Origin of the sequence: Serratia sp. JKS000199, from assembly GCF_900215455.1 — a bacterium.
Lineage (GTDB): Bacteria > Pseudomonadota > Gammaproteobacteria > Enterobacterales > Enterobacteriaceae > Serratia > Serratia ureilytica.
Window position 1 is genome coordinate 342,576 of the sequence record NZ_LT907843.1, and the last position, 23,584, is coordinate 366,159.

Genomic DNA, 23,584 nt, shown 5'->3' on the forward strand with positions numbered 1-23,584 from the left:
GATGATTTGGCTTACCAAACGTAGGTCACCAGCGCTTCAGGCGCCGCCGTGGCGCTGAAGTCGATCGACATCATCACGCTCAGCGAGGTGATGGCGACGATGGAGAACACGAACAGTTTACGCGCCCAGACGCTGTCGTTTTCGGTTTTGTAACCGCGCAGCGCCATGCCCAGCCACCATACGCTCACCGCCGCAGCGACGATCAGGTATTTGTAGCCGGCGTAGCCCACCAGGGTCAGCATCAGCGTGGCGATCATAAACGCCAGGATGTAGACCGTGATGTGGTTCTTGGCGACGGAAATGCCTTTCACCACCGGCAGCACCGGAATGTTGGCCGCCTGGTAATCTTTAAAGCGGAAGATAGCGATCGCATAAGAATGCGGCATCTGCCACAGGCTAAAGATAGCCAGCAGGATCAACGCGCCGGCGTCGAACTCGTTGGTGACCGCGCAGTAACCGATAACCGGCGGCGCGGCGCCCGACAAGCTGCCGATCAGCGTGCCGTAGACCGAGTGGCGCTTCATGTACAGGCTATAAACGCCGACATAAACCACGAAGCCCATCACCGCCAGCCACATGGCCAGCGGGTTGGCCGCGATATACAGCAACGCGAAGCCCACAATACCCAACGCGGTCGCATAAACCAGGGTGACACTCGGCGCGATCAGGCCTTTTACCAGCACCCGATTCTTCGTTCTCTCCATCTTCTTGTCGATGTCGCGGTCGATGTAGTTGTTAAACACACAGCCCGACGCGACCACCAACGAGACACCCACCAGGGTGGCGAGAAACAGGGGATAGTCGATGCTCCCTTTGGAAGCGAGCAGGAATCCCCCAACGACAGAAATTAAATTGCCGAAAATAATTCCTGGTTTAGTGACTTGCAGGTATTGCTTAATCATCACGTGCAGCTCAGCTCTTAATCGACCATCATATTGATGTTGAGGTTGTACATAATCCAGAGTGAACCTACAACAACGATACCGATGATCATAGCGGTGAACAGCAATGCCACCAGGTTCCAGCGCTCTTCCGATGAGGTGTTCATGTGCAGGAAGTAAACCAGGTGAACAATCACCTGGATAACCGCCATACCGACAACAACCGCCAGGATGGTGGAATGAGAGGCAGTGCCGTTCATTACCATCGCAAATGGAATTACCGTCAGGATGATCGACAGGATAAAGCCGATCAGGTATGACTTCACGCTGCCGTGGCTTGCGCCGCCGTGAGAGGTTTCATGGGATGAATGGCTCATTACATAACCCCCAGCAGGTAGACAACGGTAAATACGCAGATCCAGACCACGTCCAGGAAGTGCCAGAACAGGCTCAGGCACATCAGGCGGGTTTTGTTGGTCGCGGTCAGGCCGAACTTGCTCACCTGAATCATCAGCACGATGATCCAAATCAGGCCGGAAGTCACGTGCAGACCGTGGGTGCCGACCAGCGCGAAGAAGCTGGACAGGAACGCGCTGCGATCCGGACCGAAGCCTTCGGCGATCAGGTGATGGAATTCATAGATTTCCATCGCCACGAAGCCCAGACCGAACAGGAAGGTCAGGAACAGCCAGGTGTTTACACCGCCAACTTTACCCTTGTTCATGGCGATCATCGCCATGCCGTAGGTGATGGAGCTGAATAACAGCAGGAAAGTTTCGACCAAGACAAACTTCAGGTCGAAGATGTCTTTGCCAGAGGGACCGCCGGCGGTCCCGTTCACCAGGACTGCATAAGTCGCGAACAAGCTCGCAAACAAAATACAGTCGCTCATCAGGTAGATCCAGAATCCGAAGACCTTGGTCTCACCCGCATCGTGGTGCCCATGCTCTGCATGGGCTGCGTTATGATTGGTCAGAGTTTCAGTTGACATGGTTCACGCCTGCTTTACGGATTTGTTCGTAGTGTTGGTTCTCAATGCGCTCGATTTCATCAACCTGCACATAGTAGTCAACATCGTGATCGAAGCTCTTGCCGATCCAGACGACGATCATACCGATGAAACCGGCCAGAGCCATCCACCAGATTTCCCAAATCATTGCGAAACCGAATACCAGGCTGAAGAAGGCGATGATAACGCCGGCGCCGGTGTTCTTAGGCATATGAATCGGTTCGTACTTAGCCGGTTTCTTATAGGCTTCGCCTTTTTCTTTCATGTCCCAGAACTCATCACGGTCATGAATCTGCGGCACTACGGCAAAGTTATAGAACGGCGGTGGAGAAGACGTTGACCACTCCAGAGTACGAGCGCCCCATGGGTCACCGGTCAGATCGCGGTTCTGTTCGCGGTCACGGATACTGACGAAGATCTGGGTCAGCTGGCACAAGATGCCGCAGGCGATCAGCGCCGCACCGCCGGCTGCAACCAGCAGCAGAGGGTGGAACTCAGGGTTAATGTTCTGGCTGATACGACGGGTCATGCCCATAAAGCCCAATGCGTACAGCGGCATGAAGGCGGTGAAGAAGCCGATGATCCAGAACCAGAACGCGCGGATGCCCCATTTTTCGTTCAGCGTGAAGCCGAAGGATTTCGGGAACCAGTAGGTCAGGCCCGCGAAGCAACCGAACACCACGCCGCCGATGATGACGTTGTGGAAGTGCGCGATCAGGAACAGGCTGTTGTGCAGCACGAAGTTCGCGCCCGGCACAGCCAGCAGAACGCCGGTCATACCACCCACGGAGAAGGTGATGATGAAGCCAACGGTCCACAGCATTGCGGAGTTGAGCTTGATGCGGCCCTGATACATGGTGAACAGCCAGTTGAAGATTTTCACCCCGGTCGGGATGGAAATGATCATGGTGGCGATACCGAAGAAGGCGTTAACGTTCGCGCCGGACCCCATGGTGAAGAAGTGGTGCAGCCAGACGATGAACGACAGAACGGTGATCGCGATAGTTGCCCATACCAGTGAGGTATAGCCGAACAGGCGTTTTCTGGAGAAGGTCGCGGTGACTTCGGAGAACACGCCGAACACCGGCAGAACCAGAATGTACACCTCTGGGTGACCCCAGGCCCAAATCAGGTTGATGTACATCATCATGTTGCCGCCCATATCATTGGTGAAGAAATGGGTGCCCAGATAGCGATCCAGGGTCAGCAGCGCGATGGTGACGGTCAGAATTGGGAAAGAAACGATGATCAGGACGTTGGTACACAGCGCCGCCCAGGTGAACACCGGCATCTTCATCATAGGCATGCCAGGGGCACGCATCTTCAGAATGGTGGCGAAGAAGTTCACGCCGGTCAGCAGGGTACCCAGACCGGAAATCTGCAGACTCCAGATCCAGTAATCGACCCCGACGCCAGGACTGTACTCTTTACCCGACAGCGGCGGATACGCCAGCCAACCGGTCTGAGCGAATTCACCGACCCCCAGGGAGATGTTGATCAGCACAACGCCCACCACGAAGAACCAGAAGCTCAGGGAGTTCAGGAACGGGAAGGCGACGTCGCGCGCGCCGATTTGCAGCGGCACCACGACGTTCATCAGGCCGACCACGAAAGGCATCGCCATGAAGAAGATCATGATGACGCCGTGCGCGGTGAAGATCTGGTCGTAGTGGTGCGGCGGCAGGAATCCGGCTTCGCCGGCGGACGCCAACGCCTGCTGGCTACGCATCATGATGGCGTCGGCGAAGCCGCGCAGCAGCATGACCATCGCCACGACGATATACATGATACCAATTTTTTTATGGTCGACCGAAGTCAGCCATTCGCTCCACAGCCACTTCCATTTGCCGAAATAGGTCAGCAGCGCCAGCACTGCCAGGCCCCCGACGATAATTGCGGCTACGGTGACCATGATGATCGGTTCGTGGTACGGAACCGCATCAAGTGTTAATTTTCCCAACATCAGTTATTCCTCGGCTCCGGCGTGAGCAGCATGTTCACCCATGTCCATACCTTGGCTCATGTCCATGCCTTCGTGCGCGCCAGCGCCCTTGTGCATATCCATGTCGCCCATGAATTTGGCAATTGTTTCTTTGAACAAATTCGGTTTGACAGCGGCAAAGTACTCGACCGGGTTGTTTTCACTCGGCTCTGCCAGTTTGTTAAAGTCGTCGGTGGTGTTCAGGTTTTTAGGCGATGCCTTCACCTTGGCCACCCACTGATCGAAGTCGCCTTCGGTCGGGGTAACGATCGCGGTGAATTTCATACCGGAGAAGCCTGCGCCGCTGTAGCTGCTGGAGATGCCCTTGTAGGCACCGGCTTCGTTGCCGATCAGGTGCAGTTTGGTCTGCATGCCGGCCATCGCATAAATCTGTCCACCCAACTGCGGGATAAAGAACGAGTTCATTACCGAGTTAGAGGTGATCTTGAATTCGACTGGAACATCTTTCGGGAAAGCCAGCTCATTAACGGTCGCAATGCCTTGTTCCGGATAGATGAACAGCCATTTCCAGTCGAGCGACACCACTTCGATCGTCATCGGCTTCTTGTCGGTGACAATCGGCTTGAACGGGTCGAGTTCGTGGGTAGTCTTCCAGGTAATGGTGCCAAGGATGGCGATGATAATGATAGGAATGGTCCAGACGACCGCTTCGATCTTGTTGGAGTGGGCCCAGTTCGGACTGTACTTGGCGTCTTTGTTGGAAGCGCGATACTTCCAGGCAAAGGCGAACGCCATGAAGATAACTGGCACCACCACGATCAACATCAACGCGATTGCAGTGATAATCAGTGTCCGTTGCTCAACACCAATTGCTCCTTTGGGATTCATCAAAACCATATCGCAGCCACTGAGCAATACAGTGCCTGCAATTAATGACAGCATCCCAATACTTTTATTGTATTTCTTAAGTCTCATCTAACGACCTCAATAACAAAGGCTCAATTGTCGTTTCATGTGTGCGGGCATTTTACGGGAAGGTTGCAGTACTGTAAACATGCTTAAGGGAGTGTCAGCGGCTTGTTGACACTTTCTGTTAAGGGGGTCACAGATGTAACCCTGCGTGACAATTTACCAATGACAACAACGCGTTGGCACGCTGAATCGTGACGAGCAGTCCGTATGTTAAGGAAAACTAAAGGTATGATGAATCTGGCGAAGAAATGCGCGGCGGGGAAATACGCAGAAAAGGTTTATTTAATGTAAAATAATTGTGTCTTAAAGGTGAATTTAATTTTATTTCCGAGCGCCGCAGTCGGATAAAAAAATAATTTTCTCGCTGATTATCTTTTTTTAACGAAATAAATACACCCCCGGATCGCTTTTTTTTCGGCCGGCAAAATCGCCGGCCGGTCGGGTTACGCCAAACGAGCGCGGCGCAGCGCCAGATAATCCAGCATGCTGCCCATCGCGACGCCGAGCAGGCTCAATGCTGCGCCGATCTGCAGCAGCCGGTCGGCCAACAGCGGCGCCTGCGTCCAGTCGAGCGCATTGGCGATCAGCAGCAGCAACCACAGCCCCAGCAGCGAGCAGCCCAGCGTCAGCAGGCGCAGCGCCCAGCGGTAAGCCTGGGTAAACGCGGTGCGCGGCATAAAATCGCCATGCTGCTGGGTGTGTTCCAGCGTCTGGCGGCAGACGCCGAGCAACAGCAAGCCCGGCAGCGCGGCGGCGATCGAGAACAGATAGAACAGCGGCCAACCATGGGCTTCGACGAACCAGCCGGCGATCGGCCCGACATAAACGCGACCCACGGCGGACAGCGCCGACAGCAGCGCGAACTGGGTGGCGGAGAACGAACGGTTGCACAGCGTCATCAGCAGCGCGACGAAGGCCGCGGTGCCCATGCCGCCGCACAGGTTTTCAAGGAAGATGGCGCTGCCCATGGTGAGCAGGTTCTTGTCGGTCACCGCCAGAATCCAATAGCCGAGATTGGATACCGCCTGCAGGACGCCGAACAGCATCAGGGCGCGGAACAGGGTGAGACGCTGCATCAGCACACCGCCGAACAGAGCGCCGACGATGGTGGCGAACAGCCCGAGGGTTTTGTTCACCAGCCCCACTTCGCCGGCGTCGAATCCCACGCCGCGGATCAGGAAGGTGGTGCTCAGGCTGCCGGCGAAGGCGTCGCCCATTTTGTACATCACGATCAGTAGCAGGATCAGCCAGGCGTTGTTGCGGCCGAAGAAATCGCGCAGCGGCGCGACGACCGCCTGTTCCATGGTGCGCGGCGCCGGGATGCTTTCATCCGGTTCCGGCGCCATCAGCGTGGCAGCCACGCCGATCAGCATCAATCCGGCCATCAGCCAGTAGGTGGCTTGCCAGCCGAAATAGCGATCCGCCAGCCACAGCGCCAGGCCGCCGGAAACCAGCATCGCCAGCCGATAACCCAGCACCGATATCGCCGCGCCCGCGCCGCGTTCTTCGGCTTTCAGCAGGTCGGTTTTATAGGCGTCAAACACGATATCTTGCGAGGCGGAGCAGAACGCCACCAGCACCGCCAACGCCGCCAGCCACCACAGGTGCTGCGCGGGTTGCATAAAGCCCATCGCCACGATCGCCGCCACCAGCAGCAGCTGGCTGATCAGCAGCCAACCGCGCCGCCGCCCGAGGAACGGCGGGGTATAGCGATCCATGAAGGGCGACCAGAGGAATTTGAAGACGTAAGCCTGGCCCACCAGCGAGAAGATGCCGATGGTTTTCAGATCGATGTTTTCGACGGTCATCCAGGCTTGCAGCGTGCCGGAGGTCAGTGCCAGCGGCAGACCCGACGCGAAGCCCAGCAGCAGCAGAATGGCGGAGTTACGCTGGGTGAAGATGTTCAGATAGTGTTTCGACATGAGTTCCCTGTCTGCGCCGCCCGATCCGCCGGGCGGCGCCAGGCGCGCCGATTAGCGCGCGTTTTGCTTGATAAAGTCGTTGACGCTGGTGTCCTGCGCCATGTCGGCGATCACGTCGCCCAGCACGGAGTTGACGGCGTCGGTGATCTTGTCGTTGGTCGCCGTGAAGGCGCCCTGCACGTTATAGGTCGAGCGGTAGTTTTTCACCTGCTTGTTGCCGTTCTTCGCCTGGGCGATGATCGAGATGTCGGCTTTGGTGGTGATGTTGTAGCGCAGGTTGCCTTCGGATACGTCCGCGTACAGATTATTGACGACCACCTGCAGCGCGACCGGGCCGTCGGCGCCAATCATGTAACCGCGGGCGCCCATTTGTTTCTCCAGCACTTCCTGCAGCAGGAAACGCAGATCGCGCGACGGCGTCAGCGTGACCAGTTGGCCGTCGCGGTTCACCTTGGCCAGCGCCTGATCGGTGCGCTGATCCGCGCCGTTGATGCTGATGGTGATGCCCTGCAGGGTCGGATCCTGCTGCGGCAGAACGATTTTCGGCGTGACGTTCAGGGTGTTGCTGCTGGTCGCGCAGCCGGCCAGCAGCAGGGCGGTCAGCAAAGGAAGACAAAGTTTCTTTAACATGTTTTCTGTCTCATTCTCGATGGATTTAGCAATAATCAGAGCGGGATAGCCGACAACGAATTGCCGACATCATAGCATCGCCGCCGTGCGGTGGAAGCGCGGAAGGCGCCTGAGTGACAAATTTTTACCTGCCGTTGATAAAAACACGCTTTTTTGGCCCGCTCAATCGGATAATCCCCCAAGCGGCGGGGATGACGCTCATCCTCTGACCGCAGAAAAGAGAAATTTGTCCAGGCGATGGTCTAAACGGGGGAAAACCGGCTAATATTGAACTAGATGGGCACGGTCCTCTGCCGGTGTTGTAAGGAGATCCTATGATTCGCGAGCAAATAGAAGCAAAGTTAAGGGCGGCGTTTGAGCCCGCGTATCTGGAAGTCGTTGATGAAAGCTATCGTCATAACGTTCCGGCGGGTTCAGAAAGTCATTTCAAAGTGGTATTGGTCAGCGACCGCTTCGTCGGCGAACGGTTTTTGACGCGTCACCGCTCCATCTACGGGGTATTGTCGGAAGAGTTGGCCGATGGCGTACACGCGCTGGCGCTGCACACCTATACGCTCAAAGAGTGGGAAGGGTTGCAGGATACCGTGCCGGCCTCGCCGCCGTGCCGCGGCGCCGGGACGCTGGCCTGAGGGGGAAATTTTCAGGTATCAGTGGAACTTTGCCCTCGAATTAGGGTATTACTACTGACGAATTTTGAAACGGCCTGCGGGCCGTTTCTGTTTTTGACGACGACACGGCCGATGCGCAATATGGCCAACGTTCGGTCTGTTTTGGCGGCCTTTTGGCGATCGAATCGACAAAAGTGTGATTTTTAGCGCGCCTGCGCCGCCTAGCTTTCCTCGACTCGCCATGCATGCGCCGCTATAATGTCGCGTCTTATTTTTCCGGAATGGTTTCGGGACGCTTCTGTCATCAGGGAACTCGGTTCTTATTTGTAGCCGTCCTGGTTCTTGGAACGGAGTTGACCGAGCACTGTGATTTTTTTGAGGTAACAAGATGCAAGTTTCAGTAGAAACCACTCAAGGCCTTGGGCGCCGTCTCTCTATTACTGTACCGGCTGATACTATCAAGCAGGCGGTGAAGAAAGAGCTGATCAACGCAGCGAAAAGCGTGCGTATCGACGGCTTCCGCAAAGGCAAAGTGCCGATGAACATCGTGGAACAGCGTTACGGCGCCTCTGTTCGTCAGGACGTGCTGGGCGAAGCGATGCAGCGCAGCTTCGTTGACGCGATCATCAAAGAAAAGATTAATCCGGCCGGCGCACCAAACTACGTGCCGGGCGAGTACAAAGAAGGTGAAGACTTCACTTTCGCCGTTGAATTCGAAGTGTATCCAGAAGTTGAGCTGAAAGGCCTGGAAAACATCGAAGTTGAAAAACCAGTAGTGGAAGTGAACGACGAAGACGTCGACGCGATGCTGGACACTCTGCGCAAGCAGCAGGCGACCTGGAAAGAAACCGATCGCGCGGCGGAAGCTGAAGATCGCGTGACCGTTGACTTCACCGGTTCTATCGACGGTGAAGAGTTCGAAGGCGGCAAAGCGTCCGACTTCGTGCTGGCAATGGGCCAGGGCCGCATGATCCCAGGCTTCGAAGAAGGTCTGGTCGGTCACAAAGCGGGCGAAGAGTTCTCCATCGACGTGAACTTCCCGGAAGACTACCACGCGGAAAACCTGAAGGGCAAAGCGGCCAAATTCGCTATCGTGCTGAAGAAAGTTGAAGAGCGCGAGCTGCCTGAACTGACCGAAGAGTTCATCAAGCGTTTCGGCGTGGCGGACGGTTCCGTTGCCGGTCTGCGCACCGAAGTTCGCAAGAACATGGAGCGCGAGCTGAAAGGCGCCGTGCGTAACCGCATCAAGTCTCAGGCGATCGAAGGCCTGGTGAGTGCGAACGAAATCGACGTGCCTGCTGCGCTGATCGACGGCGAAATCGACGTGCTGCGTCGTCAGGCTGCACAGCGTTTCGGCGGCAACGAGAAGCAAGCGCTGGAACTGCCACGCGAGCTGTTCGAAGAGCAAGCCAAACGCCGCGTAGTGGTTGGCCTGCTGCTGGGCGAAGTGATCAGCACCAACGATCTGAAAGCTGACGAAGACCGCGTGAAGACGCTGATCGAAGAAATGGCCTCCGCCTACGAAGATCCGAGCGAAGTCATTGAGTTCTACAGCAAAAACAAAGAGCTGATGAACAACATGCGCAACGTGGCTCTGGAAGAGCAAGCGGTTGAAGCCCTGCTGGCAAAAGCGAAAGTGACTGAAAAAGCCACTACCTTCAGCGAGCTGATGAACCAAACTCAACAGGCGTAATGCCTGCGTGCCGGGCGCGATGAACGGCGCCCCCGGTTTCGCCTGGCGAACCGGCGCACGATGAAAAAGCCCGCAACCTCAGGTTGCGGGCTTTTCTTTTTGCCACGTTGCTGATTAATCTCAGGTTAAGCGGGGCAATATGCACTATATTTACCCTGTTGCCTGGGGAACTGGCTGGCATGATAACGGTCAGAATAACGGCATCGTTTCCGGCGCGCGGAGAAAATCGGCCTCTGGGCTTGAAATCGCGCCGGGCTCCCCCAATCTGTAAATAATAATTCTGGGGCTGTTTGCCAAAGTGCGCGGGATGAAATAACCGTCGGGTACGTGTGGCGCGGGTCGAATGCTTGAGCATAGTCATCATGGCCGTTCTCAAGTAGAATCGGCGTATTAGGGTGACACCCTGGCCGCCAAGGCAATTTCTATTAGGAGACGGTAATGTCATACAGTGGCGAACGAGATCAATTTGCACCGAACATGGCGCTGGTGCCGATGGTGGTAGAGCAGACTTCACGCGGGGAGCGTTCTTACGACATCTATTCCCGCCTGCTGAAAGAGCGCATCATTTTCCTGACCGGCCAGGTGGAAGATCACATGGCCAACCTGATCGTGGCGCAAATGCTGTTCCTCGAAGCGGAAAGCCCGGAAAAAGACATTTTCCTCTACATCAACTCGCCGGGCGGGGTGATCACCGCGGGCATGTCGATTTACGACACCATGAAGTTCATCAAGCCGGACGTCAGCACCATCTGTATGGGGCAGGCGTGCTCGATGGGCTCCTTCCTGCTGACCGCGGGCGCCAAAGGCAAACGTTTCTGCCTGCCGAACTCGCGCGTGATGATTCACCAGCCGCTGGGCGGCTACCAGGGCCAGGCGACGGACATCGAAATCCACGCGCGTGAAATCCTCAAGGTGAAAGCGCGCATGAATGAACTGATGGCCGAGCATACCGGCCAGCCGCTGGAGCAGATCGAGCGCGATACCGAGCGCGATCGCTTTATGACCGCGGAAGAAGCCGTGGAATACGGCCTGGTTGACGGCATTCTGACACACCGCAGCTAGAACCACGCGGCGCCGATGGACTATAGTAATCAGAGTGGGCAGGGGCTCGCTCTGTTGTAGCCCCCCGGCGTTCCCGATATGAGTTTGGGCGCACTGCCGCCGTGATTTTCCTGCGGGACAAGACTAAAGAAGAGGTTTGACTGATGACAGATAAGCGCAAAGACGGTTCAGGAAAGCTGCTGTACTGCTCTTTTTGCGGCAAAAGCCAGCATGAAGTGCGTAAGCTGATTGCCGGGCCGTCAGTGTATATCTGCGATGAATGTGTCGATCTGTGTAACGACATTATTCGCGAAGAGATTAAAGAAGTTGCCCCGCATCGTGAGCGCAGTGCGCTGCCGACGCCGCACGAAATCCGCCACCACCTGGATGACTATGTCATCGGTCAGGAGCAGGCGAAGAAAGTGCTGGCGGTTGCGGTGTACAACCACTACAAACGCCTGCGCAACGGCGATACCAGCAACGGTATCGAGTTGGGCAAGAGCAACATCTTGCTGATTGGCCCAACCGGTAGCGGCAAGACTCTGCTGGCGGAAACGCTGGCGCGCTTCCTGGACGTGCCGTTCACCATGGCCGACGCCACCACGCTGACCGAAGCCGGTTACGTGGGCGAGGACGTGGAAAATATTATCCAGAAGCTGTTGCAAAAATGTGACTATGACGTGCAGAAAGCGCAGCGCGGCATCGTTTATATCGATGAAATCGATAAGATTTCCCGCAAGTCCGACAACCCGTCTATCACGCGTGACGTTTCGGGTGAAGGCGTGCAGCAGGCGCTGCTGAAGCTGATTGAAGGCACCATCGCCGCGGTTCCGCCGCAGGGTGGGCGCAAGCATCCGCAGCAGGAGTTCCTGCAGGTCGATACCTCCAAGATCCTGTTTATCTGCGGCGGCGCATTTGCCGGCCTGGATAAGGTGATCGGTCAGCGCGTCAACACCGGCTCCGGCATCGGCTTCGGCGCGACCGTCAAGGGCGAGTCCGAGAAGGCCACTGAAGGCGAACTGTTGCTGCAGGCCGAACCGGAAGACCTGATCAAGTTCGGTCTGATCCCTGAGTTCATCGGCCGTCTGCCGGTGGTGGCGACCCTGAGCGAGCTGAGCGAAGACGCGCTGATTCAGATCCTGAAAGAGCCGAAGAACGCTCTGACCAAGCAGTATCAGGCGCTGTTCAACCTGGAAGGCGTGGAGCTGGAGTTCCGTGACGAAGCGCTGAACGCCATCGCCAAGAAAGCCATGGCGCGCAAAACCGGCGCCCGCGGCCTGCGTTCCATCGTGGAAGGCGCGCTGCTCGATACCATGTACGATCTGCCGTCGATGGACAGCGTGGATAAAGTGGTGATCGACGAGTCGGTGATCGCCGGTCAATCCAAACCGCTGCTGATTTACGGCAAGCCGGAAGCCCAGGCATCTGGCGAATAATTAGCCAGTTAAACCAGCGCGTTATCAGCAAAATGGGGGATTTCATCCCCCATTTCTTTTTCCTGCATTCTTGCCGTTGAATGTAAGAGATTCATCCCCATATACTCATTAACCAGATTTTATGAAACGTTAGATGCTTGCGTCTCATGAGATTCCCCCTCAACCTGGCGGAAATTAAACTAAGAGAGAGCTCTATGAACCCTGAGCGTTCCGAACGCATTGAAATCCCCGTTTTGCCATTGCGCGACGTGGTGGTTTATCCGCACATGGTGATCCCGTTATTTGTTGGCCGGGAAAAATCGATTCGGTGCCTCGAAGCCGCAATGGATCACGATAAGAAGATCATGCTGGTGGCACAGAAAGAGGCCTCAACGGATGAACCTGGCATTAACGACTTGTTCTCGGTTGGCACCGTAGCGTCGATCCTGCAGATGCTGAAGCTGCCGGACGGCACGGTAAAAGTGCTGGTCGAGGGGCTGCAGCGCGCACGCATCACTACGCTGTCCGACAGCGGTGAGCATTTTGCCGCGCAGGCGGAATACCTTGAATCGCCGGCTATCGACGAGCGCGAGCAAGAAGTGCTGGTGCGCACCGCGATCAATCAGTTTGAAGGCTATATCAAACTGAACAAAAAAATCCCGCCGGAGGTGCTGACGTCACTGAACAGCATCGACGACGCCGCGCGCCTGGCGGACACCATCGCCGCCCACATGCCGCTGAAACTCAGCGACAAACAGTCGGTGCTCGAGATGTCCGACATCACCGAGCGTCTGGAATACCTGATGGCGATGATGGAGTCGGAGATCGACCTGCTGCAGGTTGAGAAACGCATCCGCAACCGCGTCAAGAAGCAGATGGAGAAGAGCCAGCGCGAGTACTATCTGAATGAGCAGATGAAGGCGATTCAGAAAGAACTGGGCGAGATGGACGACGCGCCGGACGAGCACGAAGCGCTGAAGCGCAAGATCGATGCGGCGAAAATGCCGAAAGAGGCGCGCGAGAAAACCGAAGCGGAACTGCAAAAGCTGAAGATGATGTCGCCGATGTCGGCGGAAGCGACCGTGGTACGCGGCTACATCGACTGGATGCTGCAGGTGCCGTGGAACGCGCGCAGCAAGGTGAAAAAAGACCTGGTCAAGGCGCAGGAAGTGCTCGATACCGATCACTACGGCCTGGAGCGCGTCAAGGATCGCATCCTCGAGTACCTCGCGGTGCAGAGCCGCGTCAGCAAAATCAAAGGGCCTATCCTGTGTCTGGTTGGGCCGCCGGGCGTGGGTAAAACCTCGCTGGGGCAGTCGATCGCCAAAGCGACCGGGCGCCAGTACGTGCGCATGGCGTTGGGCGGCGTGCGTGACGAAGCGGAAATCCGCGGTCACCGCCGTACCTACATCGGATCGATGCCGGGCAAACTGATCCAGAAAATGGCCAAGGTTGGGGTGAAGAACCCGCTGTTCCTGCTGGATGAGATCGACAAGATGTCTTCCGACATGCGCGGCGATCCGGCTTCCGCTCTGCTGGAGGTGCTGGATCCGGAACAGAACGTGGCGTTCAATGACCACTACCTGGAAGTGGATTACGATCTGTCCGACGTGATGTTCGTCGCCACCTCCAACTCGATGAACATCCCTGCGCCGCTGCTGGACCGTATGGAAGTGATCCGTCTGTCGGGTTATACCGAGGACGAAAAGCTCAACATTGCCAAACAGCACCTGCTGCCGAAGCAGCTTGAGCGCAACGCGCTGAAAAAAGGCGAGCTGACGGTCGACGACAGCGCCATCATCGGCATCATTCGCTTCTACACCCGCGAAGCCGGGGTGCGCAGCCTGGAGCGTGAAATCTCCAAACTGTGCCGTAAAGCGGTGAAAACGCTGCTGATGGACAAGAAGCGCAAGCACATTGAGATCAACGGCGACAACCTGAAGGACTACCTGGGCGTGCAGCGCGTCGATTACGGCCGTGCGGATACCGAAAACCGCGTGGGCGAAGTCACCGGGCTGGCGTGGACGGAAGTGGGCGGCGATCTGCTGACCATCGAAACCGCCTGCGTGCCGGGCAAAGGCAAGCTGACTTACACCGGCTCTCTGGGTGAAGTGATGCAGGAATCGATTCAGGCGGCGCTGACCGTGGTGCGCGCGCGCGCGGAGAAATTGGGCATCAACGCCGATTTCTACGAGAAGCGCGACATCCACGTGCACGTGCCGGAAGGGGCGACGCCGAAAGACGGCCCAAGCGCCGGTATCGCGATGTGTACCGCGCTGGTCTCCTGCCTGACCGGCAACCCGGTACGCGCCGATGTGGCGATGACCGGCGAGATCACGCTGCGCGGCCAGGTATTGCCGATCGGCGGCCTGAAAGAGAAGCTGTTGGCGGCGCATCGCGGCGGCATCAAAACCGTGCTGATCCCTTACGAGAACAAGCGCGATCTGGAAGAGATCCCGGACAATGTCATCGCCGATCTGGAGATTCATCCGGTGCAGCGAATCGATGAAGTTTTGAACATTGCGTTGCAAAACCCGGCCTTCGGCGCACTGCCGGTAGCGGCAAAATAGTGACGAATCGCAAAAACCATTGATAAAACTTATACTGGCAAGCCATTTCGGACTTGCCAGTATTTTTTTGTACCGCTAAGTTAGATCTCTGTCGGCCCACGTTTTGCCACCCAGTCGGTGGCTTGCCAAGGTTCGATGGGATTGATATAACAGCTGCGCTGTCGCAACCGTAGGGATTTTTCGGTGCGACGATAGAATTCTAGAGGGGATGATAGAGTGAATAAGTCACAACTGATCGACAAGATTGCCGCAGGTGCTGATATTTCCAAAGCGGCAGCTGGACGTGCTTTAGACGCAGTAATCGCTTCCGTTACCGACTCTCTGAAAGCTGGGGATGACGTGGCTCTGGTTGGTTTCGGTTCCTTCACCGTGCGTGAACGTTCGGCTCGTACCGGCCGTAACCCGCAAACCGGTAAAGAAATCAAGATCGCGGCAGCCAAAGTGCCGGCCTTCCGTGCAGGGAAAGCGCTGAAAGACGCTGTAAACTGATTTGGCGTCTAACCGTTTAGCGTAACAGGGTTTTGTAATAAACAATCACCTGACGCAGCGGTGCTGGTAAGGTAAGATACAAGGCGCATCGGACTGATGCGCTTTTTTTATTTTTGTCGCAGGGAACGCGCCTGCACAAGGGTTGTTAATCCACATCACAGCGGAGTGTTGTCACACTATGATGGACAATTTACGCGCGGCTGCCAATCACGTCGTGCTCAAAATCATCCTGGCCCTGATCATCCTGTCATTCGTCCTGACCGGGGTGGGTAACTACCTGATCGGCGGCTCCGGCGATTATGCTGCGAAAGTAAATGGTCAGACGATCGAACGCGCTCAGCTGGAACAGGCTTTCCAAAGCGAGCGTAGCCGCATGCAGCAGCAGCTGGGTGACCAGTTCTCTGCGCTGGCCGGCAACGAAGGCTACATGCAGCAGATGCGCCGTCAGGTGTTGTCCCAGTTGATCGACAACATGCTGCTCGACCAATACGCCAAGAAGCTGGGCCTGGCGGTCAGCGACGATCAGATCAAGGACGCCATCCGCAAGGCGCCTTATTTCCAAACCAACGGCCAGTTCGATAACGCCAAGTACCTCGACCTGATCGGCCGTATGGGCTACACCGCCGACAACTTCGCGCAGTCGATGCGTCAGCAGCTGGTCAATCAGCAGCTGATCCAGGCCTTCGGCGAATCCGGCTTCGTGCTGCCGTCCGAATCACTAGCCATGGCGGCGTTGGTGCTGCAGGAGCGCGACGTGCGTCTGGCGACTATCGATCTGAAGGCGCTGCAGGCGAAACAGAGCGCCGGCGACGACGAACTGAAGGCGTATTACGATCAGAACAAGAACAGCTTCATCGCCCCGGAGCAGGTGAAAGTGAGCTATATCCCGCTGGACGCCGCGTCCATGCAGGACAAGGTGAAAGTGAGCGAAGAGGACATCAGCGCTTACTACGACCAGCACAAGAGCAGCTACGGCCAGCCGGAGCGTAAAAACTACAGCGTGATCCAGCTGAAAACCGAGGCGGAAGCCAATGCGGCGCTGGATGAGCTGAAGAAGGGCGCCGATTTCGCCACGCTGGCGAAAGAGAAATCCACCGACATCATTTCACGCCGTACCGGCGGCGAACTGGGTTGGCTGGAGCCGGAAACCACCGCCGACGAGCTGAAGCAGGCTAACCTGACTGAAAAAGGGCAGCTGTCCGGCGTGGTGAAATCTTCCGTCGGCTACCTGATCGTGCGTTTGAACGACATCGAACCAGAGAAACTGAAGCCGCTGAGCGAAGTGCATGACGCTATCGCCAAGCAGGTGAAGCAGGAGAAAGCGGTAGATGCGTATTACGCGCTGCAGCAGAAGGTGAGCGAAGCGGCGACCAGCGACAACGAATCCCTGGCCTCGGCTGAAGAAGCGGCGGGCGTGAAAGCGGCGCAAACCGACTGGTTCACCCGCGACAACATCCCTGCGGCGCTGAACTTCAAGCCGGTGGTGCAGGCGATCTTCGACGGTTCGCTGATCGGCGAGAACGGCGCGCCGGGCAGTAACTCCGACGTGATCACCGTAGACGGCGACCGCGCCTTCGTGGTGCGCGTGAGCGGCCACAAGCCGGAAGGCATCGAGCCGTTCGACCAGGTAAAAGACCGCGTGGCGGATCTGGTGAAGCGCAACAAGGCGGTGCAAGAAGCGAAACTGCAGGGTGAGAAGCTGCTGGTTGAGCTGAAGCAGGGCAAGGGCGATGAGGCGATGAAAGCCGCCGGCCTGAGCTTTGGCGCCGTGCAGAAGATGGCGCGCGCGCCGGAAGACAGCCAGCTGGTGGAGAGCGTGTTCGCGCTGCCGCACCCGCAGGACGGCAAACCGGTGTACGGCATGTCGCAGGATCGCCAGGACAACGTGGTGTTGATCGCACTCGATGCGGTGAAGCCAGGCACGCTGCCGGAAGACGAAATGAAAACCTTCGTCGGCAAGATGGAAGAGGGCGCGACCGGCGTTTCCTTCGATTCGTTGCTGGCGAGCCTGCGTAAAGAAGCCAAAATTAAAATGGGCGCCGCTGAGCAACAGCCGCAGTAATCGCCGCATTTTTCTGCAACGCAGTGCAACAAACAAAGGCCGCTTTCGCGGCCTTTTCCACATCTGATATCCGCCGATTGCTGAATATCCGCCGCCGCGGCAAGGTAGCCGTGCTGTCACACACAAGGAGGATACAGCATGCAACATACAGAGAAAAAAACGTTATCAGGTTACCGTCATCACGTTAAAGCCGCGCTGGCCGCGCTGTTGTTATGCCTGGCGGTGCCGGCCGCCGCGGCGGATAAAGCCGATGCGCCGGCGCCGATGCTCTCAACCCCGACGAGCAATGGCGGGCAACAGGCGATGACCAAGGCGGCCGAAGAGACGGCGGTCAGCATCAATCAGGCCACCGCCGAACAGCTCGCAGCGGCTTTGAGCGGTGTCGGTCTGAAGAAGGCGGAAGGCATTGTGCGCTATCGCGAACAGAACGGGCCATTCACCCAGGTTGAGCAACTGCAGGAGGTGCCGGGCATCGGACCGGCGCTGTTCGAGAAGAACCGCACTCGGCTGAAAATGTGATCCCGGTCGCGGCTGCGCGGCAAAATGCCGCTGAGGCAATGGCGACTCTGCTACATTTTACAGGTCTTACCAGTTTGGCGCGTTGACCAAACGGGCGAGGGAGCCCACGCGGCTCCCTCTTTCTGTAATCACCAGGCAGGAGCGATCGTTCCCTATGCAAACCTTTATCAAAGTTCGCGGTTATCACCTTGATGTCTACCAGCACGTTAACAATGCCCGCTATCTGGAGTTTCTGGAGGAGGCGCGCTGGGAGTGGCTGGAAAACGAGGCAGGGTTCCGCTGGATGACGGAAAACAACATCGCTTTCATCGTGGTGAACATCAATATCAATTACCGCAGCCCGGCGGTATTGGGGGATAAACTGCGCATCGACAGCCAGATGGTGCAGCTCAACGGCAAAAGCGGGGTGCTGAGCCAGAAGGTGACGCAGGATCCGGCGGGGACGCCGGTGGCCGACGCGCTGCTGACTTTCGTGTGCGTCGATCTGAAAACGCAGCGGGCGCTGCCGATTGAAGGGGAATTGCGCGAGCACTTGGAAGCGCTCACGCCCAAATAACATTCGCAGTCAGCTCACCGGCGGCGGCTGCCGCCGTCGCTGCCTCAGGCCAGACTGGCCTTCTGTTTCAACGCCGCCATCACTTCCGCCTGGTTGGCGCGATATTGCGTCAGGCCATTGGCGCGCAGGTTGCAGGCGGCGCATTCGCCGCAGCCGTCACCCTTGATGCCGTTGTAGCAGGTCAGCGTATCCTGACGCACCCGATCCAGCTGCTGGTAATAGTCCGCCAGTGCCCAGGTTTCGGCCTTGTTCAGCCACATCAACGGCGTTTCGAAGCGGATATCGCGGGCGATGCCCAACACCACCGCCTGGTTCAGCGCTTTGACGAACTCGTCGCGGCAATCCGGGTAGCCGGAGAAGTCGGTTTCACACACGCCGGTGATCACCGCCTCCGCTTCCACCTGGTAGGCGTAGATCGCCGCCAGCGTCAGGAACAGGATGTTGCGGCCCGGCACGAAGGTGCTCGGCAGCGCGTTTTTCTGGTTGGGATCGTAGGCGGGAACCGGAATATTGTCGCGAGTCAGGCTGCTGATGGCCAGCTCATTGAGCAACGTCACGTCCAGCACCTTGTGCGCCTTGGCGCCGAGGGCCTCCGACAGCTCCTGAGCCACTTCAATTTCGGCGCGATGGCGCTGGCCGTAATCGAACGTGACGCAGTGAACTTCGTCATACTGTTGCAATGCCTGGATCAAGCAGGTCGTGGAGTCTTGTCCACCGCTGAAAACGACAACCGCGCGCTTCATAAAATCACCTTTTTGGGCTTTGGCCATTCCCGATACACATTCGGGCGGCAGGATAAAAATTGCGTTGCGGCGACAATAGTAGCAGAAAGGGCCGTCAGGCGCAGGGCGGTTCGGCTCCGGTCGGTGCCTCATCCACCGGCGGCGGCAGCCACGCCTGGCAAAAATCGAACCAGCCATGGGCGGTCAGCGTCACGCCATGCATACGCGGCGGCGCGCTGATCTGATACTGGTAGTGGAACAGCGGCGTGATGATGGCGGCGGCCATCAGCTGTTGATAATAGGCCTGCAGCCGTTCGAAGCGCAGTGGCTGCGCCTGCAGCTGCTGGATCTCCCGCAGCGTCTCCTGCTGCTGCTGCCAGCGGCTTGCCGTCAGGATACCGCGCCACAGCGAATCCTGCCGCAGCCAGCTCTCCAGCGTCGCCTCAGGCGCCTCGCCGATCAGGTTGTCTGCCAGCAGCAGGTCGGCCTGGGCGATTTGCGCCTCGCTTTGCCAGCGCTTGCCGGCGTAGTAACGCACTTCCAGCTCGCAGCCGTGCTGCGCGAGCAGCCGCTGTAGCGCGACCGTCACCGTTTGCAGCTCGACCGGCGGCCGATACAGCAATGTTAGCCGAGCGGGCAGCGGGACATCTTCTTCAATCCGTTGGCTGGGGATGCGCCAGCCGGGCAGCATTTCATGGCTGGGGGTGATCACGCTGTTGGGGATCGGCAGATGGCTGAGCAGGCCGGACTGCTGGATCAGCATCAGCAGCTTTTGCCCCTGGGCTTCGCTCAGCACGCCGTGGCGCAGGTTCAGCGCCAGATAACACCAGCCCAGGCTCATGCTGCGCTGCACCGGCCGGGCCTGCGCCAAATCGTCTTGCTGACCGATGGTGATGCGCACCGGATGCCGGCAGCTGGCGTCGGCGCCGGTGATGGGCAGATCGGGCGTGATCCAGTATTCGATGGTGTCCAGATACGGATGCTGCAGATGGTAACCGGCATGCTGTTCCAGCCTCACCAACTGCGGTTCATTCAACGCCAGTTTAAATGGGCCGGCGCCGATGGCCGGCAGTTCGGGGTGCGTCATCAGACAAGGCAGCTCCGCCAGCCGGTGTGCCAGCCAATAGTCCGGCAGGTGCAGGTCGAACTGAATGCACAGCGGATGCGGCAGGCTGACGTTCGCGACGCTGCTCAGGCTGGGTTGGCTGCGCGGATGGCCCAGCAGTTTTTCCAGCGTTTGCAGCAGTTGCTGGCCGGTCAACGGTTCGCCGTTGTGCCAGCGCAGCTGGCTACGTAAAAAGAATCGCCAGCGCAGGCCGCCATCGCTTATCTGCCAGTGGTGCGCCAGATCGGGCTGCGGCTCCGGATTACCGGTCATCAGGCGCGTCAGCCCGGCGTGCAGGGTCGACACCAGATGTTGCTCGGCGCGGCCGGTCAGCGTGAGCGGATCGAGCGCCTCCAGCGTACGGTAATAGGGAATGCGCAGCGTCGGGCTGCCGGCCTGCCATTGCCCGCCGAGGTGCGGGCTGAGCAGATCCTGCAGGTGTTGCGGATCGAGCTGCGCCATCTCCAGCGCCCCCTGATGATTGCCCTGTTGCAACAGCTGCTGCAACAGCTGCGCGCGCAGCTCATCCGGGGTTTTCAGGCAATGCAGGCTGGCGCGTTTGCCGCGGCCGGGCTGAGAATGCCAGCTCAGCCAGCCCTGATCCTGCAGCTGCTGCACCAGCGTGCGGGCATGGCGTTCGCTGCAGTAGAACATTGCCGCCAGCTCGCCGATGGTCACGGCGACCGGCGCGTTGCCGAGCTGTTGATACAGGCGTTGATATTGGCTGAGACGGTGAACCAGGCGCATGAGCAGAAATCCGGAACAGTTTTCCCAAATTGTTCACTATTACTTCCGCAAATACCATCCCATACTGCACTGATTGTAATCGCGTTCACATTCATGAGGTCTTTATGTATCGCCTGGCGGCTTTCGATATGGACGGCACGCTGTTGATGCCGGATCACCGGGTTGGCCCGGAAACGCTGGCGGTGCTGAACCAGCTGGTGGAGCGGGAGATGGTGGTGACGTTCGCCACCGGGCGGCACTACCTTGATGCGCAACCGATCATGGCGCAGCTGGGGCTGCAGGGCTATCTGATCACCGGCAACGGCACGCGGGTGTATGACAACCGTGGCCAACAGCTGCACGCCGCCGATCTGCCGGCGGAGATCGCCGAAGAGGTGCTGCATCATCATTGGCGCACCCGCGCCAGCATGCACGTGTTCCGCGACGAAGGTTGGCTGACCGAGTTCCCCGCGCCGGAAGAGATGCTGCAGGCGCACCACCTGAGCGGCTTTCGTTTCCAACTGGCTGACGTGCGCCGCTTACCGGCGTTCGGCAACAGCAAGGTGTGCTTTGTCGCACCGCATGAGGAGTTGCTGGAATTGCAGGTGCAGCTGCGGGCGCAGCTGGGCGGCGAGGCCGATCTGTGTTTCTCCGCTTACGATTGCCTGGAGGTGCTGCCACTCGGTTGCAACAAGGGCGCGGCGCTGGATCGGCTGAGCCGTCACCTGGGATTGACGATGGCCGACTGCATGGCATTCGGCGATGCGATGAACGACAAAGAGATGCTGGGCGCGGTGGGACACGGCGTGGTGATGGGGAACGCCCTGCCGCAGCTGAAATCCCTGCTGCCGCAGCTGCCGGTTATCGGCCACTGCCAACAACAGGCGGTAGCTCATTATTTACAACATTGGCTGCGTTCACCTTGCCTCACCTATTCCCCCGAATAATGAGGTTCTCCTTACAGCCGGCCGGGTATGACTACCCGGCTTTTTTTTACGTTGCGCCCGGCGTTACAAATCCGCCAGCTGCGCCAGATACGGTTGCAGATCGCCAATGTTGTTGCTGACCCACTCCGGGTTGTAATAGGTATCGAGGTAGCGCTCGCCGCTGTCGCATAGCAGGGTAACGATCGCCCCTTGCTCGCCGTTTTCCCGCATCTGCTTCGCCAATTGCAGCGCGCCCCAGACGTTGGTGCCGGTGGAGGCGCCGACCTTGCGGCCGAGCACGGCCTCCAGCCAGTGAATGGTGGCGACGCTGGCGGCGTCCGGCACCCGCAACATGTTATCGACCACCGAAGGGATGAACGACGGCTCGGCGCGTGGGCGGCCGATGCCTTCGATACGGCTGCCGCAGCTGCCGATCAGGGTGCGATCACCGTGGTGGAAGCAGTCATAGAACACCGAGTTTTCCGGATCGACCACCGTCAACCGGGTGTCGTGCCCCTGATAACGGATATAGCGCCCCAGCGTGGCGGAGGTGCCGCCGGTGCCGGCGCTCATCACGATGTGTTTCGGCACCGGGAAGGGTTCGCGCGCCATCTGGCGGAAGATGCTGTCGGCGATATTGTTGTTGCCGCGCCAGTCAGTGGCGCGCTCGGCGTAGGTGAACTGATCCATATAGTGGCCGTTCAGCTCTTTCGCCAGCTGTTCGGAAGCGGCGTAGATCTGGGCGGCGTGATCGACGAAGTGACAGCGGCCGCCGTAAAAGGCGATCTGTTCTACCTTGCGGCGTGCGGTGCAGGACGGCATCACCGCGATGAACGGCAGACCGATCAGCCGCGCGAAGTAGGCTTCGGACACCGCCGTGCTGCCGGAAGAGGCCTCGATGATGGTGGTGTTCTCGGTGATCCAGCCGTTGCACAGGCCGTAAAGGAACAGCGAGCGCGCCAGGCGGTGTTTCAGGCTGCCGGTCGGGTGGGTGCTCTCATCTTTCAGGTACAGGCAGATGCCGGGAAACGCCGGCAGGTTCAGGCGAATCAGGTGCGTATCGGCGGAGCGTTGAAAATCCGCTTCTATTTCACCGATAGCATATTTTACCCAAGAGTTTGTCATGATTTGGCCTCAGAATAGGGGGCTGATTTATGGCGTAGCATAGCCTGTCGGCAGGAAAAAAGGATTGCCATTTTCCCTGTTTAATCGCCTAATGGGAGAAAATTTTTCTCCAGGTGGCCGCTATGTTAGATAAAACAGACCGTAAGCTGCTGTGCATGCTGCAGCAAGATTGCACCCAGTCGCTGCAGGCGCTGGCCGATGCGGTTAATTTGACCTCTACGCCGTGCTGGAAGCGCCTGAAACGTCTGGAAGACGAAGGCTATATCCGCGGCCGGGTGGCCTTGTTGGATAACGAAAAGCTTGGCCTGGGGCTGACGGCGTTCGTACTGATCAAGACCCAACAGCACAGCAGCGAGTGGTATCAGGCGTTTGTGCAGCTGACCAGCCAGATGCCCGAGGTGCTGGCGTTCTACCGTATGGCGGGAGAGTACGACTACCTGATGCAGGTCGAAGTGGCGGACATGAAAAGTTACGACGGTTTTTACAAGCGCCTGGTGAACGGCGTGCCGGGCCTTATCGACGTCACCTCGAGCTTTGCCATGGAAAAAATCAAATACACTACCGCGCTGCCGGTGCCGGAGTGAAAAGTTCACCGGACGAGCGGCTCAACGGTGGTATCCTGCTCCGTTGAAGCGGAAAAAGAGACAAACCTCATAAAACCCTGGAATCAA

The 23,584-nt window shown here is 57.9% G+C and carries 21 protein-coding genes; 11 read left to right on the top strand and 10 right to left on the bottom strand.

What is annotated here, in order from left to right:
* Nucleotides 1-11: 11 nt before the first annotated feature.
* The 7 genes from cyoE to CPH57_RS01725 all read right to left on the bottom strand — a co-directional run bounded on the left by cyoE (nucleotide 12) and on the right by CPH57_RS01725 (nucleotide 7,356).
* A complete protein-coding gene (gene cyoE, locus CPH57_RS01695; protein WP_025301761.1) occupies nucleotides 12-902 on the bottom strand; it encodes a heme o synthase in 891 nt (296 codons plus the stop codon).
* A gap of 17 nt (nucleotides 903-919) precedes the next feature.
* Entirely contained in the window at nucleotides 920-1,258 is a 339-nt protein-coding gene (locus tag CPH57_RS01700; RefSeq protein WP_004940369.1) for a cytochrome o ubiquinol oxidase subunit IV, read from the bottom strand.
* Complete coding sequence (locus tag CPH57_RS01705) at nucleotides 1,258-1,872, bottom strand: cytochrome o ubiquinol oxidase subunit III (protein ID WP_004940367.1); 615 nt, start codon at nucleotides 1,870-1,872, stop codon at nucleotides 1,258-1,260. Before CPH57_RS01705 ends, CPH57_RS01700 begins: the two co-directional genes overlap by 1 nt.
* The gene (gene cyoB / locus CPH57_RS01710; RefSeq protein WP_033642067.1) at nucleotides 1,862-3,853 is read right to left on the bottom strand and encodes a cytochrome o ubiquinol oxidase subunit I; all 1,992 of its coding nucleotides are present in this window, start codon (nucleotides 3,851-3,853) and stop codon (nucleotides 1,862-1,864) included. The genes CPH57_RS01705 and cyoB overlap by 11 nt, the downstream gene beginning before the upstream one ends.
* Before the next feature lie 3 nt (nucleotides 3,854-3,856).
* Nucleotides 3,857-4,807 carry a cytochrome o ubiquinol oxidase subunit II gene (gene cyoA / locus CPH57_RS01715; protein ID WP_033642069.1) on the bottom strand — a complete coding sequence of 317 codons (951 nt, stop codon included), beginning with the start codon at nucleotides 4,805-4,807 and terminating at the stop codon, nucleotides 3,857-3,859.
* A gap of 440 nt (nucleotides 4,808-5,247) precedes the next feature.
* On the bottom strand, nucleotides 5,248-6,726 hold the full coding sequence (gene ampG, locus CPH57_RS01720; protein ID WP_033642070.1) for a muropeptide MFS transporter AmpG: 1,479 nt from the start codon (nucleotides 6,724-6,726) through the stop codon (nucleotides 5,248-5,250).
* Nucleotides 6,727-6,777: 51 nt separating this feature from the next.
* The gene (locus tag CPH57_RS01725; RefSeq protein ID WP_033642071.1) at nucleotides 6,778-7,356 is read right to left on the bottom strand and encodes a lipoprotein; all 579 of its coding nucleotides are present in this window, start codon (nucleotides 7,354-7,356) and stop codon (nucleotides 6,778-6,780) included.
* Between the two features lie 314 nt (nucleotides 7,357-7,670).
* Between CPH57_RS01725 and bolA the strand changes: the two genes are divergently transcribed.
* The 9 genes from bolA to CPH57_RS01770 all read left to right on the top strand — a co-directional run bounded on the left by bolA (nucleotide 7,671) and on the right by CPH57_RS01770 (nucleotide 18,309).
* A complete protein-coding gene (bolA, locus tag CPH57_RS01730) occupies nucleotides 7,671-7,985 on the top strand; it encodes a transcriptional regulator BolA (RefSeq protein ID WP_004940361.1) in 315 nt (104 codons plus the stop codon).
* Between the two features lie 367 nt (nucleotides 7,986-8,352).
* A complete protein-coding gene (gene tig, locus CPH57_RS01735; RefSeq protein ID WP_031300019.1) occupies nucleotides 8,353-9,657 on the top strand; it encodes a trigger factor in 1,305 nt (434 codons plus the stop codon).
* A 438-nt stretch (nucleotides 9,658-10,095) separates the two neighbouring features.
* Nucleotides 10,096-10,719 (top strand): ATP-dependent Clp endopeptidase proteolytic subunit ClpP, encoded by a 624-nt coding sequence (gene clpP, locus CPH57_RS01740; RefSeq protein WP_016928858.1) that lies wholly within the window; start codon nucleotides 10,096-10,098, stop codon nucleotides 10,717-10,719.
* Between the two features lie 143 nt (nucleotides 10,720-10,862).
* Entirely contained in the window at nucleotides 10,863-12,134 is a 1,272-nt protein-coding gene (gene clpX / locus CPH57_RS01745) for an ATP-dependent protease ATP-binding subunit ClpX (protein WP_004940354.1), read from the top strand.
* A gap of 194 nt (nucleotides 12,135-12,328) precedes the next feature.
* Nucleotides 12,329-14,683: an endopeptidase La gene (gene lon / locus CPH57_RS01750; RefSeq protein WP_019454189.1), complete on the top strand. Its 2,355-nt coding sequence runs from the start codon at nucleotides 12,329-12,331 to the stop codon at nucleotides 14,681-14,683.
* 216 nt (nucleotides 14,684-14,899) lie between these two features.
* Nucleotides 14,900-15,172: a nucleoid-associated protein HU-beta gene (gene hupB, locus CPH57_RS01755; RefSeq protein WP_004940351.1), complete on the top strand. Its 273-nt coding sequence runs from the start codon at nucleotides 14,900-14,902 to the stop codon at nucleotides 15,170-15,172.
* 178 nt (nucleotides 15,173-15,350) lie between these two features.
* Nucleotides 15,351-17,234 (top strand): peptidylprolyl isomerase, encoded by a 1,884-nt coding sequence (gene ppiD / locus CPH57_RS01760; RefSeq protein ID WP_046688356.1) that lies wholly within the window; start codon nucleotides 15,351-15,353, stop codon nucleotides 17,232-17,234.
* 138 nt (nucleotides 17,235-17,372) lie between these two features.
* On the top strand, nucleotides 17,373-17,753 hold the full coding sequence (locus CPH57_RS01765; protein ID WP_033642074.1) for a helix-hairpin-helix domain-containing protein: 381 nt from the start codon (nucleotides 17,373-17,375) through the stop codon (nucleotides 17,751-17,753).
* 154 nt (nucleotides 17,754-17,907) lie between these two features.
* The gene (locus CPH57_RS01770; protein ID WP_033642075.1) at nucleotides 17,908-18,309 is read left to right on the top strand and encodes a thioesterase family protein; all 402 of its coding nucleotides are present in this window, start codon (nucleotides 17,908-17,910) and stop codon (nucleotides 18,307-18,309) included.
* A gap of 44 nt (nucleotides 18,310-18,353) precedes the next feature.
* On the opposite strand, the gene queC is transcribed toward CPH57_RS01770, so the two are convergent.
* Together queC and CPH57_RS01780 are read right to left on the bottom strand one after the other, a co-directional pair.
* Nucleotides 18,354-19,052, bottom strand: a complete 699-nt coding sequence (gene queC, locus CPH57_RS01775; RefSeq protein ID WP_047575348.1) for a 7-cyano-7-deazaguanine synthase QueC — start codon at nucleotides 19,050-19,052, stop codon at nucleotides 18,354-18,356.
* Between the two features lie 94 nt (nucleotides 19,053-19,146).
* Nucleotides 19,147-20,883 carry an SgrR family transcriptional regulator gene (locus tag CPH57_RS01780; protein ID WP_096241956.1) on the bottom strand — a complete coding sequence of 579 codons (1,737 nt, stop codon included), beginning with the start codon at nucleotides 20,881-20,883 and terminating at the stop codon, nucleotides 19,147-19,149.
* Nucleotides 20,884-20,987: 104 nt separating this feature from the next.
* Here CPH57_RS01780 and cof point away from each other — a divergent pair, with 104 nt between their 5' ends.
* Entirely contained in the window at nucleotides 20,988-21,809 is an 822-nt protein-coding gene (gene cof / locus CPH57_RS01785) for an HMP-PP phosphatase (RefSeq protein WP_047025761.1), read from the top strand.
* Nucleotides 21,810-21,872: 63 nt separating this feature from the next.
* Here cof and CPH57_RS01790 read toward each other — a convergent pair whose 3' ends face one another.
* A complete protein-coding gene (locus CPH57_RS01790; protein ID WP_033642080.1) occupies nucleotides 21,873-22,913 on the bottom strand; it encodes a PLP-dependent cysteine synthase family protein in 1,041 nt (346 codons plus the stop codon).
* A 122-nt stretch (nucleotides 22,914-23,035) separates the two neighbouring features.
* Between CPH57_RS01790 and CPH57_RS01795 the strand changes: the two genes are divergently transcribed.
* On the top strand, nucleotides 23,036-23,497 hold the full coding sequence (locus tag CPH57_RS01795; protein ID WP_004940330.1) for an Lrp/AsnC family transcriptional regulator: 462 nt from the start codon (nucleotides 23,036-23,038) through the stop codon (nucleotides 23,495-23,497).
* Nucleotides 23,498-23,584 lie beyond the last annotated feature (87 nt).

Coding starts and splice junctions, on each gene's coding strand:
- cyoE (WP_025301761.1), bottom strand. CDS start 902: ATGATTAAGCAATACCTGCAAGTCACTAAACCAGGAATTATTTTCGGC.
- CPH57_RS01700 (WP_004940369.1), bottom strand. CDS start 1,258: ATGAGCCATTCATCCCATGAAACCTCTCACGGCGGCGCAAGCCACGGC.
- CPH57_RS01705 (WP_004940367.1), bottom strand. CDS start 1,872: ATGTCAACTGAAACTCTGACCAATCATAACGCAGCCCATGCAGAGCAT.
- cyoB (WP_033642067.1), bottom strand. CDS start 3,853: ATGTTGGGAAAATTAACACTTGATGCGGTTCCGTACCACGAACCGATC.
- cyoA (WP_033642069.1), bottom strand. CDS start 4,807: ATGAGACTTAAGAAATACAATAAAAGTATTGGGATGCTGTCATTAATT.
- ampG (WP_033642070.1), bottom strand. CDS start 6,726: ATGTCGAAACACTATCTGAACATCTTCACCCAGCGTAACTCCGCCATT.
- CPH57_RS01725 (WP_033642071.1), bottom strand. CDS start 7,356: ATGTTAAAGAAACTTTGTCTTCCTTTGCTGACCGCCCTGCTGCTGGCC.
- bolA (WP_004940361.1), top strand. CDS start 7,671: ATGATTCGCGAGCAAATAGAAGCAAAGTTAAGGGCGGCGTTTGAGCCC.
- tig (WP_031300019.1), top strand. CDS start 8,353: ATGCAAGTTTCAGTAGAAACCACTCAAGGCCTTGGGCGCCGTCTCTCT.
- clpP (WP_016928858.1), top strand. CDS start 10,096: ATGTCATACAGTGGCGAACGAGATCAATTTGCACCGAACATGGCGCTG.
- clpX (WP_004940354.1), top strand. CDS start 10,863: ATGACAGATAAGCGCAAAGACGGTTCAGGAAAGCTGCTGTACTGCTCT.
- lon (WP_019454189.1), top strand. CDS start 12,329: ATGAACCCTGAGCGTTCCGAACGCATTGAAATCCCCGTTTTGCCATTG.
- ppiD (WP_046688356.1), top strand. CDS start 15,351: ATGATGGACAATTTACGCGCGGCTGCCAATCACGTCGTGCTCAAAATC.
- CPH57_RS01765 (WP_033642074.1), top strand. CDS start 17,373: ATGCAACATACAGAGAAAAAAACGTTATCAGGTTACCGTCATCACGTT.
- CPH57_RS01770 (WP_033642075.1), top strand. CDS start 17,908: ATGCAAACCTTTATCAAAGTTCGCGGTTATCACCTTGATGTCTACCAG.
- queC (WP_047575348.1), bottom strand. CDS start 19,052: ATGAAGCGCGCGGTTGTCGTTTTCAGCGGTGGACAAGACTCCACGACC.
- CPH57_RS01780 (WP_096241956.1), bottom strand. CDS start 20,883: ATGCGCCTGGTTCACCGTCTCAGCCAATATCAACGCCTGTATCAACAG.
- cof (WP_047025761.1), top strand. CDS start 20,988: ATGTATCGCCTGGCGGCTTTCGATATGGACGGCACGCTGTTGATGCCG.
- CPH57_RS01790 (WP_033642080.1), bottom strand. CDS start 22,913: ATGACAAACTCTTGGGTAAAATATGCTATCGGTGAAATAGAAGCGGAT.
- CPH57_RS01795 (WP_004940330.1), top strand. CDS start 23,036: ATGTTAGATAAAACAGACCGTAAGCTGCTGTGCATGCTGCAGCAAGAT.